The sequence below is a fragment of the Leptothoe kymatousa TAU-MAC 1615 genome, assembly GCF_018739865.1.
Taxonomy (GTDB): Bacteria; Cyanobacteriota; Cyanobacteriia; order Phormidesmidales; family Phormidesmidaceae; genus Leptothoe; species Leptothoe kymatousa.
The window spans coordinates 63,612-78,505 of sequence record NZ_JADOER010000001.1 but is presented as its reverse complement, the minus strand read 5'-3'; the positions used below and the strand labels follow the sequence as shown (position 1 = coordinate 78,505).

10 protein-coding genes and 1 tRNA gene are annotated in these 14,894 nt (G+C 50.8%); 5 read left to right on the top strand and 6 right to left on the bottom strand.

Annotation, left to right across the window (positions count from 1 at the left end; genetic code table 11):
- Nucleotides 1-587: 587 nt before the first annotated feature.
- The 3 genes from IXB28_RS00330 to IXB28_RS00320 all read right to left on the bottom strand — a co-directional run bounded on the left by IXB28_RS00330 (nucleotide 588) and on the right by IXB28_RS00320 (nucleotide 5,445).
- Entirely contained in the window at nucleotides 588-2,606 is a 2,019-nt protein-coding gene (locus tag IXB28_RS00330; RefSeq protein WP_215616554.1) for an NB-ARC domain-containing protein, read from the bottom strand.
- A gap of 146 nt (nucleotides 2,607-2,752) precedes the next feature.
- Nucleotides 2,753-3,832, bottom strand: coding sequence for a TIR domain-containing protein (locus tag IXB28_RS00325; RefSeq protein WP_215616553.1), 1,080 nt, complete (start codon nucleotides 3,830-3,832; stop codon nucleotides 2,753-2,755).
- 329 nt (nucleotides 3,833-4,161) lie between these two features.
- On the bottom strand, nucleotides 4,162-5,445 hold the full coding sequence (locus tag IXB28_RS00320; protein ID WP_215616552.1) for a proprotein convertase P-domain-containing protein: 1,284 nt from the start codon (nucleotides 5,443-5,445) through the stop codon (nucleotides 4,162-4,164).
- A gap of 423 nt (nucleotides 5,446-5,868) precedes the next feature.
- Between IXB28_RS00320 and IXB28_RS00315 the strand changes: the two genes are divergently transcribed.
- The 4 genes from IXB28_RS00315 to IXB28_RS00300 all read left to right on the top strand — a co-directional run bounded on the left by IXB28_RS00315 (nucleotide 5,869) and on the right by IXB28_RS00300 (nucleotide 10,749).
- Nucleotides 5,869-6,588: an AzlC family ABC transporter permease gene (locus IXB28_RS00315; RefSeq protein ID WP_215616551.1), complete on the top strand. Its 720-nt coding sequence runs from the start codon at nucleotides 5,869-5,871 to the stop codon at nucleotides 6,586-6,588.
- Nucleotides 6,581-6,910: an AzlD domain-containing protein gene (locus tag IXB28_RS00310; RefSeq protein ID WP_215616550.1), complete on the top strand. Its 330-nt coding sequence runs from the start codon at nucleotides 6,581-6,583 to the stop codon at nucleotides 6,908-6,910. The genes IXB28_RS00315 and IXB28_RS00310 overlap by 8 nt, the downstream gene beginning before the upstream one ends.
- Nucleotides 6,911-6,975: 65 nt before the next feature.
- On the top strand, nucleotides 6,976-9,408 hold the full coding sequence (locus IXB28_RS00305) for a hybrid sensor histidine kinase/response regulator (protein WP_215616549.1): 2,433 nt from the start codon (nucleotides 6,976-6,978) through the stop codon (nucleotides 9,406-9,408).
- Nucleotides 9,409-9,435: 27 nt separating this feature from the next.
- A complete protein-coding gene (locus IXB28_RS00300; protein ID WP_215616548.1) occupies nucleotides 9,436-10,749 on the top strand; it encodes a hybrid sensor histidine kinase/response regulator in 1,314 nt (437 codons plus the stop codon).
- Here the strand turns inward: IXB28_RS00300 and tsaA are convergent.
- From tsaA to IXB28_RS00285, 3 genes are all read right to left on the bottom strand, one after another.
- Nucleotides 10,746-11,471, bottom strand: coding sequence for a tRNA (N6-threonylcarbamoyladenosine(37)-N6)-methyltransferase TrmO (gene tsaA / locus IXB28_RS00295; protein WP_215616547.1), 726 nt, complete (start codon nucleotides 11,469-11,471; stop codon nucleotides 10,746-10,748). The two genes, IXB28_RS00300 and tsaA, sit on opposite strands and share 4 nt — an antisense overlap.
- A gap of 239 nt (nucleotides 11,472-11,710) precedes the next feature.
- Nucleotides 11,711-13,174 (bottom strand): phosphoglucomutase/phosphomannomutase family protein, encoded by a 1,464-nt coding sequence (locus IXB28_RS00290; RefSeq protein ID WP_215616546.1) that lies wholly within the window; start codon nucleotides 13,172-13,174, stop codon nucleotides 11,711-11,713.
- 257 nt (nucleotides 13,175-13,431) lie between these two features.
- The gene (locus IXB28_RS00285) at nucleotides 13,432-13,809 is read right to left on the bottom strand and encodes a hypothetical protein (RefSeq protein WP_215616545.1); all 378 of its coding nucleotides are present in this window, start codon (nucleotides 13,807-13,809) and stop codon (nucleotides 13,432-13,434) included.
- 528 nt (nucleotides 13,810-14,337) lie between these two features.
- Between IXB28_RS00285 and IXB28_RS00280 the strand changes: the two genes are divergently transcribed.
- Nucleotides 14,338-14,411, top strand: a tRNA-Pro gene (locus tag IXB28_RS00280).
- Nucleotides 14,412-14,894: the final 483 nt, after the last annotated feature.

Below are 14,894 nucleotides of genomic sequence, written 5' to 3'. Positions count from 1 at the left end.
ATTAAAAAAAAGAGATTTAGCCGCCCTCTCTAACTTATGCCTGCCTAAGGCAGAAGCGGCATAACAGAATCCTGTTGGGATTTTATTGTTGTGCATACGCCTGAGGACAGGGGCTTGCAAAAAGATAAGTAAAGACCGGGGGCGTTACTGATTCTTATCCAGGGGATGATGGAATCCGAAAAAAAATGGGACATAAGACTTTTTCAGATGGCTTGGTGCTGCAAATCAGCAAATACGTATAAATACAATGTCTTTACGTAATGTATATGGGACTTTTCCTAGGCTTTATGGGTTGGCGTGCTCTCCCTGCGCTTTTCACCCAAGCATATTTTTTGGGGTGTCATGTGCAAACCGGCCTGTAGCAAGCTCCACAACGAGTTAACATATCAACACAATTATTGTTATTTTAATGTTTAAATCAAAAAATGTCTTTGGTTACGAGCGCTTTTATGAAACTGTCGTTTAAGGTTGGGTAAAGAATTGGATAAGAGCCAAGGCGATCCGTTAGTTTGAAGGGGAAAGGTCGTGCAGTTGGCAAGAGATTTTTTGATGTAGGGGAGTGGGGAGCTTTGCTTATATGTCGGCAGCTAAGGCTCTGGTGTGATAACAGAAAAGAAATGGACGGTGCCTGCTTGGTCGCCCGCAACAATGGTGACGCCATCGGCAGATAGGTCACAGGCATAGAATGAATGGTCGCCACAGAAGGTGGCTAAACAGTTGTCCGTGGTCAGATCCCACAGTTTTATCGTATTGTCGGATGACCCTGACAGCGCATGACGGCCATCCTCACTCAGCGCCACGGACCCGACCCAGCCGCTATGGCCCTCAAAGGTGCGCAACGCCTCTCCCGTCGTCACATCCCACAGTTTCATCGTATTGTCGGATGACCCTGACAGCGCATGACGGCCATCCTCACTCAGCGCCACGGACCTGACCCAGCCGCTATGGCCCTCAAAGGTGCGCAACGCCTCTCCCGTCGTCACATCCCACAGTTTCATCGTCTTGTCTTCTGACCCTGACAGCGCATGACGGCCATCCTCACTCAGCGCCACGGACCTGACCCCGCCGCTATGGCCCTCAAAGGTGCGCAACGCCTCTCCCGTCGTCACATCCCACAGTTTCATCGTCTTGTCGTATGACCCTGACAGCGCATGACGGCCATCCTCACTCAGCGCCACGGACATGACCTCGCCGCTATGGCCCTCAAAGGTACGCAACAATGCCCCATCGGGGGCCGTCAGGTTAGCTTGCTGGGGTTGCAGCCACAGTGATGGTTGTTGCGCGGCCCCCTCGGTTAACAACGTGCTAAATTCTGGTTGTTCCCTATCCCTCAGGTGGCCCCAGAGCCTCTGGTTTAGCTGTTGTGGTTTAGTGGCCAACACATGGGCCGATAGCCGCAATGTGCTCTGCAACAGCTGCAACAGTTTGTCATCCGTTAGCCAGTCATAATCTGCCAGCAAACCATTGATGCCATTGGCCGTTAGCTGTGCCCGCAGCCAGTCATAGTCAAACAACAAACTGCGCAGCTGATCCACCTGCCCCGCCTCTTTTAAATGCCGCGTCAGCTGACCAAAAAAGTAGCCATCCTGGGGGCAGCTGGCCCAACCCTGCCCACATTTTTCTTTATACGCATCCAACCACCGCTGATGCAGCCCAGGCAAATCCTTTACCTGCTTACCAATGTAGTCATACTGCAAATCATGGAGAAACAAATTCTCCTGATCGTCCCGTCGCAACAACGACTTGGCCACCAGGTCATCCAAAATATCCACCACATCCAGCTCATCCAGGCCCACAGGTGCCCACAGCGTCTGCAATACCGCCTCCGGTATGCGCGCATCCTCTGGAAATACCGCAAAGTCTAAATATCTCTCCTGCAGCTCTGGCTCCAAAGCATCCACACTCACCTGCAGCATCTTCAGCAGGTCTGGATAGTCATAGTCCGGGAACTGTTGCCGAATCTTATCCAGGTCTGCCCGCTGCAGCCGCTGCAACACCGACTCCCAACGACGACTTTTCTTCAGCATGGCCCCCGCCATGGCCAGCGCCAGGGGCAAATAGCCACATTCCCTGGCAATCTTATCCGCCTCGGTTGGCAGCTCCGTTACCCCACAGCCGGTCCACCTCGCCAACAACACCCTGGCCTGGTCAGGCGACAATAAATTCAACGAGTGCTCCACCGCACCAATGCCCGTCACCAAGCTACTATCGCGGGTGGTGACCAGCATCTGGCCCTGGTCCCCCAATACATCAAATGCCCGCAGATGTTGTTCATCCCAAATATCATCCAACACCACAAAACAACGCTGCGGTGCCAGCAGCTCGGTCAAAAACTTTTTACCCCCCGACACATCACTAAAGTCCGGTGTTTTGTCACCCAATTCCCGTGCTAATTCCGTCTGCAACGACAGCACATTGGGCTCCTGGCCTAGGGACACCCAATACACCCCATCGGCAAATGCCTGACGCACCGCACTATCCCGGGCAAGGGCCGCCGCCAACACCGACTTGCCAATGCCCCCCATGCCCTGAATGCTAAGCCCCCGTCGGGTGCCGGTGACCGCCACCGGCGGCTGACTAGACCCTAAGATTGTCGTTTTGAGCACGCCTAAATCTTCTGACCTTGGTAAAAATTTGGGTGGCAGTCGCGGCACGCTAGGGGACAAATACCCCAGAGTTTGCTCTGGAATTGGGGATTTTGATACCGTATCTCGCCTCTCCGCAGGGGCATCCTCCGGAGTCGAAGAGGCGGCTAAGGGTTTTTAGTGAGGGAATCTACCACCCGACGAATGCCCTTGACCACATCCAAAAAGGCTTCATCCTGGTCATCCCAGCGGGTGACTGGCTTGGCATCCTTGGGCAATGCCTGGAGGTTACTCAATGGCGTATCTTTGACATCCGACGGTTTGAGGATAATGGGAATCACCCGTGCGGTGCCGGCATTGTGGCGTTTCATGGCATGGGCTAGCTCAATGTCGTTGATGTAGTCCGAGGCCATAAACCGGGGTGTTACCAGCATCAGGATGATCTGGGCATTTTCCAGGGCGGTTTTAATTTCATCGTCCCATTCTGTTCCGGCCTCAATGGACCGATCCTGCCAGGGTTTAATTTTCTTTTGTCGCTTCAGGGTGGACAGATGCACCTCCAGCTCTTCCTTGAGGTCTTCATCCCGATGGGAATAGGAAATAAACACGTTCAAGGGCTGATTGGGATCCACCGGCTTTGACGGGGTCGAGGGGGCAGGTGCTGCAGGCGACCCACCACTAGCAGAGCCTGTTTCCGACTGGAGCAACACAGGCAAATCTTCGTCGCCCACTCCGCCTAGGGCCATGGCCGCTTTGCCAAACTCAAAGGCAAACTCCACCGACTGCCCAGTGCCTAGGGCGTCATAGAAACCAACCGCAAACTCAATGGCTGCCGTATCCTTTACCCCATCCCGCATGCCGATAACATAGGGAATATGGGCCGAAATCGCTTCGGCCTGCACTTCGGAATAGCAGCCATTTAGCACCACGCACTGTAGCTGGCTCTTAAATAACTTAAACAGCCCAGCCAACGCGTCCCCTGTCACCAGCTGCGCATTGCCAACTTCATCCTCAAAATATAGCCCCGTTTCCCCTTCCCCATGGCCAGAGAAATGTACGATTTGGGGCTGTTCATCCAGCATGGCCCGCTGCAGGTCGCGGGGTCGCACGGCCCACCGCTGGGCAATCTGAAACTCATCACGCCGCTTGGCTCGTTCTAACCCATCGCTGATATCTCGGACTTCTGTATCTAAGCGTAGTCGTGTAGTACCGTTAGGATTCGCCCCAAGAATCAGGATTTTAGGCATTGACTGAGCGTAGGATAATTCGCTCTTACTATAGCTTGTGTATTCGATTAGGTCAGGGGTTATACATACAAATTTGAGGATTTAGACACGAATATATTTGTTACAGGCACATAATAGTGGTAGGAGGCCATCCCCTCTCGGGAGAGGTGCCGCAGGCGGAGTGGGTTAACCGCCAACGCAAGTAACCGATCCCCGATAGGAAAAAGCTTCTTGATAACCCACCCCAGTCCCTCCCAGGAGGGGAGACTTGTTGTCAATCTCCATTATATGCTGAGAGAAGAGAGTGCTCATCAAACTCTCCTAAGAGTCTTACACAACTCCCCGCAGGCCTACACCTGAGGGAAAAAGTGATTCCCCAATATGCCCGCATCGCACATGCGACACTGACGATGGCCGTAGTCCCCAGCGGTGTTAACGCCCATCACCGCTAACATTAGCGACGACGGTAGCCCATAGGGATCTGCCGCCGTATAGTTCACCGCATAGCCCAAATCTTCTAAGGAACCTACGGTCAAACGACTCAGGGGATTTGGCCCCCGGTTTAAGAAGCCGGTCATTAGCTCATTGCCAAAAACAGCTTCGCGCCAATGGCCATCGCGGGTGCCCTGGCCACCGGTATTGGCCACGGGGATTGGTGTCATCCCTTGGGCCGCAATCAGGGTAGAAAACTCTCGCATACCATTTTGGCCCACATATTGCGGGTTGGCGGTGCCTGCCCCCACCAACAAGTTCTGGGTTTGCCAGATGGTGCCAATGCCTAGCACATGGCCCATCTCGTGGATAATGACATCCAACAGGCCCCCCTCGGCCTCTAGTCGGGCTAGGTCACCAATGTCGAACTCCATCACGCCGGTGGCAGGCAACAACGAACCACTGCGCAACCGGGTGGGACCTGCCCGCCCCAACACACCGTTGGGACCATCGATGGAAAGGCCCCGCGCTTCGATCCGCACATCATCGATGGTCTCACCGTCGATGGTTGTAGTGGGTAGATCGCCAATAATAATCTCTTGCCAACGGGCGGCGGCGGTTTCAAATACGGCCCGCTGAGATGCGGTGAGACCACCTAGGAAGCGGATTTCGATGGTGAACTGCGATACTGGAGCAGGCGTGGGCGTCGGGGTGGGCGTGGGCGTGGGAGTTGGCGTGGGAGTTGGCGTGGGCTCGGGCTCGGGCACCGGGCTATCAAAAACTAGCTCTAGGGACCAGCGATTGAGCACGCCGCCATCGAAAAAGGCCTGGTCTTGAATCTGTAAAGACCAGGTGCCGTTGGGGTCACTGCTGAGCAAGGTGGCCAGGGGCTGTTCTGGCCGAAATGTACCTTGAAAAGGCGCTCTGCCCTGGGTGATGGGCACCCCTGCTTCGTCGTCGAAGGTGGTGTCGAAAAAGTTGTCGCCACTGCCGCCTTCATTACCGACTAATAGAATAGACGAGCCATTGGGGGCTAATAGAGAGATGCTTAGATCTTCGGTAAAGGTGTGCACCAGGTTGAGGGTGACCGTAATGCGCTGTAACGATCCAGGAATATTGGCAACGTTAAGGTTGGAACTAACACTGGTGGGGGCAAACCGCGAAATGGGTACTGCCGTATTGTTGGTGAAAACTTGTTTCATTGGGGCTAACGATGCACAAACAATCGATATGGGGTGTTTTACCGAAAGCTACGCATGATTACAGCCCTAATAACTAAATCACACGAGTTCTTGGGTAAAGTTTTAACCCATAGGAGCCCATTTAACCTGTTTGTTTAGTCCTCGGGGCGGTGGCTTTAATGAAAAAGTACCCTTCGTTACAAATATTACGCTATGGGCTTGTTGCTAGGGCGCGCGTTGAACAACAACAGTGGATGCCCTAAAGCGGTGACAGAACTTGCCCAGGATGGCTGCCGTGGGGTTCCCTTGGGAGCTGTCAAAAAACTACCCACGGTTTAGGGCGAACAGGCTGGTTAAGCCATGAATTGAAGGAACAAGACCATGATTTTAATTTTTAACAAGCCCTTAAGCTAGAGGGGTCCTTTTATCTACCTGGTATTTTTTATGACCACGGTCTCCAATGCGACCCCCTGGGGTGAGTTTTGGGCCGGTGCCCGCCAAACAGTCCCTTTGATTTTTGGGGCGATTCCGTTTGGTATCATTTTTGGCACCCTGGCCCAGTCTAGCGGTCTCTCTTTTGCGGGGGCCATGGGCATGTCGGTGATTGTGTTTGCGGGGTCTTCTCAGTTTATTGCCCTGGGGCTACTGGCGGCGGGCACCCCCATGGGCATGATTGTGCTGACGACCTGGGTGGTCAATCTACGCCACTTGCTATATGCGGTCAGTTTGGTGCCCTATATTAAGCACTTAAACCAGGGGTGGAAATTGCCGCTGGGCTTTTGGCTGACCGATGAGAATTTTATGGTGGCGATCCAGCGCTATCGCCAGGGGGATTTGTCTCGCCATAAGCATTGGTTTCAGCTGGGCTCGGCGTTGGCAATGTATACCAGCTGGCAGCTGTGTACGCTGATTGGTCTGACGGTGGGGCAGACGATGCCGAATGCGGCGGGCTGGGGTTTGGACTTTGCCATGGTGGCGACGTTTATTGGCATGGTGGTGCCCTATCTCTCTAGTCGGCCGATGGTGGCGACGGTGGTTGTTTCTGGGATAGGGGCCGTGGTGGCCAGAGGCCTGCCCCATCAGCTGGGGTTAATGGTGGCTGCGATCGCAGGTATTGTCACCGGCATGCTGGTGGAAAACCATCTGGAGCAGACCCATGTTTAATCCCGATGAAGTCTTGCTGCTGGGGGGCATGACCCTGGTCACCTTTTTGATCCGCTACCCAGTGCTGGCCATGAGCGATCGCATTACCTTACCCCCGCGCCTATTGCAGGCCCTCAACTATGTGCCCCCTGCGGTGCTGATGGCCATTGTTGTGCCCGCTGTTTTAGTCACTGATGACGGGCTCTGGCTTGCCCCCACCAATCCTCGACTGGTGGGGGCGCTGGTGGCACTGGGGATGGGCCTCTGGAAAAAGAACCTATTAATTACCATCTTGGTGGGCATGGGTACCTTTCTGTTCTGGCAAAGTTTTGTTGGTGGGTAAATATTCTAGGTGGGCAATATACGGAAAGGTCTATCGTCCCCATTTTTTAAGTTAATCAGGCCATTATGACCCCTGCACCATTGTCTGGAGTATCTAACCTCAAAAACACTGAATCCCCTGCGCAGCAAGCCTTTCGCCAAGGACTGCGCAGCTGGATTAAGCGAGTCCTCGTCCTCGGTGCGGCGCTTGGGGTGGGCCTCACCGGCTATTGGAGCTATCGCATTGTGCGGGGGCTGCTGCTGAGCAATATCAAACGCAATGTTTTACTAGAGCTCGAACAGCGCACAGACACCCTAGATCAATGGTTAATTCAGCGCAAAGCAGAGGTGGCCAGCATCGCCAACACCCCGTCGATGCGGTCCATGGATTGGTATATTGCCGAGCCCTTTTTGCAATCGGAAGTCACCCGCATTCCAGACTTCTACTTTTTTGCCATGATCAACCCGGATGGGACTTACTACAACACGAAAGTTGGTTATGCAGAGGGTAAAAATCTAAAAGACCGTCAGCATGTGAAAGAAGCCCTAAAGGGTAATACCTACGTATCTGACCCTGTTATTTCTAGAACCCTAGACACCCCGATCGTGGCGGTAACGTCCACGATTTGGGCCGATGCCAACCAACAGGGCAGCCCCATTGGTGTCACCGCTGGGCTGATCGACATTGACCAGCTAGAGCAGGAAGTCAATGCATTGGAGTATGGCCCCAATAGCTATGCATTTGCCTTAAACTCCACGGGATTACCCATCATCCATCCCGACAAAACATTGATGGGTACCATCAATGACGAAAATCCAACCAGCCTGGTTGACAGTGATGAAAAAGCCCTGGCCACCATCGCGCGACAGATGGTAGACGGTCGTAAAAAGATCGATCGAACGGCCTTAAATGGTGAACCCGTGTATGTGGCCTATATGCCGATTCAAGAGGCAGACTGGTCCCTGGCCCTGGTCATCCCTCAACAAAATATTGAATCTCAGCTACAGTTACTAAACTTCATGGCCATTCTCATTCTGGGGTTGGTTAGTGCCATGCTGGTGGGGCTGTGGTGGGTGCAACAGTTTAAGCAACAACAACTGCGCAAGTCGAAGGAACTAGCCGACGCTGCGAACCAGGCAAAAAGTGAGTTTTTGGCAAATATGAGCCACGAACTGCGCACTCCCCTCAATGGCATTTTGGGCTATGCTCAAATCTTGCTGCGATCGCAACATCTAGGGGCCCGCGATCAACAAGGGCTCAAGGTCATCTACCAATGCGGCTCCCACCTCCTCACCCTGATTAACGACATCCTCGACCTTGCCAAAATTGAAGCCCGTAAACTCACCCTAGATCCCAAGGAAGCCCATTTAGGCTCTCTACTGCAAAGCATCGTCGAAATTTGTCAGCTCCAGGCCGACCAAAAAAACATTGAATTCCAATACCTATTTGACGACACATTGCCCACCGGCATTATCACCGACGTCAAACGGCTACGCCAGGTACTGCTAAATCTCCTGAGCAACGCCATCAAATTTACAGACCAGGGCAAGGTCGCCCTCCGCGTTAACCGCAGTGACCATAGCAACAACATCTGCCAGCTACATTTTATGGTAGAAGACACCGGCATTGGCATTTCACCCGAACAATGCCAACAGATTTTTGCCCCCTTTGAACAGGTGGGCCAACGACAGAAACAAGCGGAGGGAACAGGGCTGGGCTTAGCCATCAGCCAACAAATTGTGTCACTCATGGGCGGCGCCATCGAGGTGAACAGCCAACCCGGCCAAGGAAGCACCTTTGAATTCACCATTACAGTGCCCTATTGCCTCGAAAGTATAGACCCAATTGCCACAGCCGTTAACGAAAAAATCACCGGCTATGACGGCCCCACTCGCCATATTCTAGTGGTCGATGACCATTGGGAAAATCGCGATGTTTTAACAAGGTTACTCACCGATGTAGGCTTTGAAATTATTGAGGCCATTCACGGACAAGACGCCCTCGAAAAACTTGACCAGTGTCAACCCGATGCCATTATCACCGATTTAGTGATGCCAATTATGGATGGCTTTACCCTGATCAAACAGCTCCGCCAGTCAGCGGCATGGCACACCATTCCGATCATCACCTCATCCGCTAGCGTCAGTGCTGTGGATGAACAAAACAGCTTAATGGCAGGCAGCAGTGACTTTTTACCCAAGCCGGTACAAGCCGATAGCCTGTTCAAAGCCCTTCAAACTCACCTTAACCTCACTTGGGTATACCAGCCATTAGCCCCCAAAGCCATCGCTTCCTCAACCACGAGCGGTCTCCACTGCCCACCCGAAAAGGTTCTTCAATCACTTCACCATCTAGCCCTACAAGGTAATCTAAAAAAAATAAAACTACAGGCAGAGCAACTGATGGAAACAGATTCTAGTTATACCGCCTTTACCCAACAGATTCAGAAATTTGTCACCGAATTCCAAGAAGAAGAATTAACCCTTTTCTTAAAAGACGCCCTGGGAACCACCGAATAAAGCACCTATGATCCGCTCGACCAAGCCATGTATTTAGGGACCGTTCTAGTCGTCGATGACAATCCCCATAATCTAGGCGTAATCTCTGAATGCTTAGATACCGCTAACCTGGAGGTGTTAATTGCCAAGTCAGGAGAGAGTGCATTAGAAAAAGTTGCTTACGCTACACCAGACGTTATTTTACTCGACGTAATGATGCCTGGAATCAGTGGGTTTGAAACCTGCCAGCAGCTTAAGGCCAATCCTGACACAGCCCATATTCCCATTATTTTCATGACGGCCTTAACAGATACCGAAAGCAAAGTTAAAGCCTTCCAACTGGGTGCCGCAGACTACGTCACTAAACCCTTTCAAGAAGCTGAAATTATTGCTCGGATAAAAACTCACCTAAAATTGCATCAGGCCCTACAAAATATCCAAAACACCAACAAAAAGTTAGAGGAAAAAATACACCAGCAAGAGCTCACCGAAAAAAAACTACGCACCGCCCTCATAGAACTGAAGGCCGCCCAAGGCAAGCTGATTCAGGCGGCAAAACTCTCTAGCCTCGGAAAAATGGTGGGGGGCATCGCCCATGAAATGAACAATCCCCTAACCTTTATCACGGGTAATTTAGCCCCCTTGTCTCGATACATCAACGATCTGCAACAGGCCTTAACCCTCTATCAGTCCCTAGACTTCAAAATACCCACACCAATTCAAGCCCAGCTAGAGGCCATCGACCTAGATTTTATCTTTCAGGATATCCCCCATATTTTAGGTTCGATGAAAAGTGGGGCCACACGTTTAGCGACCATCATCCAAGGCCTACGCAACTTCGCCAATTTAGACCAGGCCGCTGAAAAAACCATCGACATCCACCAAGCCCTCGATTACAGCCTACTCATGGTCAACAATCGGTTGCACACATCCACATCCAGGGGAACAATTTCCCTCGAAAAAAACTATCGCTTCAGTCCTAACACAATTGAATGCTTTCCCCAGTTACTCAATCAAGCCCTCTTCCAGCTCATTACCAATGCCATTGATGCCATTGATGAAAAAGCTGAAACGAATGAAACAATAACCACCCCAACCATTAGAATTACCACACAACAGCAGGCAGATTCCCTCGTTATTAGCATTCGGGACAATGGCATCGGTATTGCCCCAGAACACTATCCACATATTTTCGATCCATTTTTTACCACCAAGCCCATTGGTCAGGGTATCGGCCTAGGGCTTTCCAACGTCCACCAAACGATTAAACGACACAACGGCAATATTCGCTGTCAATCGCGCTTCAACCAGGGAACAACATTTGAAATCACCTTACCCCTTGAACAACCCAAACAGCCCTAGCCATCGACTTTGATTAACTCAATCACCTCTGCAATATTGTTATACACCGTCCAAAAAACGCTGTAGTTATTAATTTGCATATGCCAGCGCTGCCCTGGCTTACCATCTTTTCCCCGTTCATATCCCGGTCGTGGATCCTGGGCGATGGTTTCACCAATCAAGCACCGTAGTCTCTCTGCTGCGCCATCGGCCCCATCAGCCAACAAAACCGCCTCTGCGGCTGCAGACCAGTGCACGGGCAAAGATGGCTCCTGATAATTGGCCCAGGCACTAGATGCATCGCTGAGGGCATCGGCATAGGGTATATAAGGCTTCACATCAATGACGGGGGTGCCATCTAAAAAGTCTCCCCCCTGTACTTGCAGTCGCATTGTTTTTTGTTGTTCAACCACCCCTAACAATTGCACAGCGCTCATACCAATGGGGTTTGGGCGGTTGGGACTACGGGTAGCATAAACACCAACACTTTTGTTGCCACCCAGGCGAGGGGGCCTGACTAAGGGTTTAAATTTGCGATAGGTCTGCCCATGGAAGAAGAACAATATCCACAGATGGGAAAACTCTTCAATGCCCCGCAGGGCTAACTTATTCTCTTCGGTCGCCTCAAAAACAATATCGGCATAGGCCGATTTTACCAACCCTGCCTGCCGGGGAATCCCAAACCGATCGGGATAACAAGATTGGATATGGGCAATGGGGGCAAATGTAATCTCAGCGACCATGGAATAGCTCAATCAAAATCATTTTTAGGATATAACAAAAAAAGAACCATACCCCAGGGCATGGTTCTAGTCCCAAATCAAAGAGAAAAATAACGGTCGAAAGAGACCCTCCTCCAAAGCTATCTAATGCTGGAGGGGACCCTAGACCAAGGGCTTGTTAAAACTTAAATCATGGTCCTGTGCCTGGAAATCATGGCTTAAAAAGCCCAGATTAAACCATGAAGTAGTTTCTGAACATCCTAAGCTACAGAACTAGCCCAATCCTTAGCCCAATTGAGGTGCTTATGCACTTCTTCAATGGTGGCTGCCTCGGAATAAAGACGTAGTACGGGCTCAGTTCCACTAAAGCGAATTAGCAACCAGCTACCATCCGCCAGGGAGAACTTATAGCCATCGATGGAAAGAACATCACTGACCGTCTTACCCGCCACTTCAGTGGGTGTGGCATTTTGTAGCTGATCCAACAGCTTGGCCCGCACATCCATATTGGCTAGGGGCAAATCGATCCGGTCGTAGGCACCGGTAAATCCAGTTTGCTGGCGCAAAAACTGATTCAACTGGCCAAAGTCTTTGCCACTCTTGACTACGGCTTCTAGCAAGTAAAGGGCCGAGAGCAACGCATCGCGCTCAGGAATATGGTGGCCATAGCCAATACCACCGGACTCTTCACCACCAATTAACACCTTGGCCTCTAGCATGCGATCGGCAATGTACTTATAGCCGATGGGGGTTTCGTGGACCGATAAACCATGGAGCTCAGCCACCTTTTGCATCAGGTTAGAGCCGCTGATCGTTTTAATCACTTCGCCGTCAAATCCACGTTTGGCTTTGAGGTGATCGATCAAAATTGGGATCAATACTTGAGAACTTAGGAATTCGCCCTGGCCATCCATGCCAGCAACGCGATCGCTATCCCCATCAAAAATGATGCCCACCGTCAGGCCATCGGCACCGGCCTGGTAACGATCTTTAATCGCTTTGTAGAGCTTAGGAATATATCGGGGCAAGGGTTCGGGGGCACCGCCTTCGAATAGGGGATCGGCGTCACCGTTGATTTCGTTAATGGGCATGCCCAAAATCTTCTCAAAGCCGCCTGCCGCTGAACCATGCATCACATCGGCAAATACGGTTAGTTCGCCGTTGGCAATAGCGCCGCGAATCGCCTCAATGTCGACCATGCTCTGCAATGCTTGGCAGTAACTGGGCCAGGGATCAAAAGCAGTGATGGTGCCTGGTGTATCAGCCACCGGCTTACCCTGGGGCAATAGGGCTTCAACTTTTTTCGTCACATCCGGTGGCACAGACCCCCCAAATGCGCCTTTAACTTTCAGACCAGAATAGGCAGCCGGGTTATGGCTAGCCGTAATCACAATGGCGCCAAGGGCACCCTTCTCATGGGCGGCCCAACTAAATGCAGGGGTGGGGGCAAAACACTCAGACAGTAGTACGTCGTAACCAGCCTGGGCAACGGCTTCAGCGGCGTGACTAGCAAATTCAGGAGACAAGAATCGGCGGTCGTAACCAACAATTACCGTGCGGCTGCCATTGCTGCCGTAACATTCTTCTAAAACTTTAGCGGACAGGGCAGCGACCAAATCCACTCGCTCAAAGGTAAAGTCGGCTGCGATCATGCCGCGCCAGCCGTCAGTACCAAATTTAATTGATTTACCTACAAATACAGATGGAGATAATGCAGTTGCCATAATGATTTCAGTAATGCCATATCTAAGGATTCACAGATACTAGCGAGAAGCTAGATCTCACCAGCAGTTTAACCAGTGACCTTAGTCAATGCCAGAGGGTAGAACTCGACGACATAGTTTTTTTTGAACTTAGCCTTACTGAAATGGACTACCTAATGCCTAAAAGAGTTGCCTAGATTACAGATTTGATCTCAAACCTGGGATTTGGCGCAATTACTGCGGCCAAAACATCGCACTAGTCGCACTAAGCGCACTATCTATATAGACAACCCTTCAATGGTGAAAGGGGCATCTGCAAACAACTCAATCATGGCGATATTCTCCATGTTTTCCAGCTTCAAAATCTGCAGTGGCAACAGATTCATTTCGGATCCTCCTGGCCAGCGAAATCCTTTGTCGCTATGGATTTGAAGGACCTTACCAGTGCTTTCTAAGACCTTGAGCAACATGGGCTGAGTACAGCGTCCCCACAAACAAAATGAGTTAACGCTATTTTCTAGAGCCATGGATAGTCGATTGTCATTACCCGTTGGCATCAGCACCCGTTCACCTGCCTTGGCAATAAACTTAGGATTAGATGGAATTAGCGCGATCGCACAGCCAAAACTAATCTTAGGAAACTGATTAGTCACCATTTCTAGTGGCGCCAACGATTGAAAGTCTAATCCCGTCGGAACATCAGAAATGTTCAGTACATCTGCTTTCAGTTTATCGGCAGTATGTGAACAATCAATATTAAGGGCAATCACGAACTGTCTCCTAAACGGTTACATTCCGCTACATCGGTTAACTTAGTGATTCCCTAAGCATTTTGGCCATCAGTAGCATCGTGTAACTGGAAAATTATACAAGTGTGTCAACTGAGGAAAATATGCACCCACAGGCTCAGGATGCACATCTAGAGCCAGGTTGCAGCGTTAGTTGCATAAAGAAACTAACGAACACAGACGTTGAACCGTAAAAAATCGGTAAAGTCGCCTGGCCATGGTATGGCACCATCTGTAGCCATCCCAGTCCCCCATCAATAAATACTGATAGGATTTACCTAAGAACCACAATAAACTCCTGTGATACCCTAGGTTAGTAACAGCGGTCAGCAACATAAAAGCTTCGAATTTTAATGTAGTTCGAGTATTTTATTCTTTGACTGAAGGCTGTTGAAACGGGATGTAGCGCAGTTTGGTAGCGCACTTCGTTCGGGACGAAGGGGCCGCTGGTTCGAATCCAGTCATCCCGATTTAGAAAAATTCCGCCCAGTAGCCCTAAGGCTGCTGACATTTTCGAATGGCTGAAGCAAGTATCTAGCTATTCGATTTGGATTTTTCCCAGTCAATGGCCATGGGGCCATTGAAAATGTTCGAGAAACTAAATTCAAAAACAAAACGTCCCAACTAGTTAATACTGGTGCGTTAAAGATCCCAGCAAGCCGTGATCATCACCAGAATCCTAGACAAATCAAATATCTCCGAACGCCGATGGTAAGGTTTTCAAGAAATATCTCTCGGCCCAGGTAAAATCTGATGAAGTTGGTAAAAACTTTTACAGCCAGGCAGCTACGTATTCTCCGTAACAGCAAACTAATCGTTACCCTGTGCGTGGTCTACTGACTCAACCGCTAACCCTGACTGATATACACCTGACTGATATACAACAATGGGGCAAAACATACCCCAGTCCAAAAACCAAACCCTGATGTCTCTGCCTCTCGGCAATGTTCACT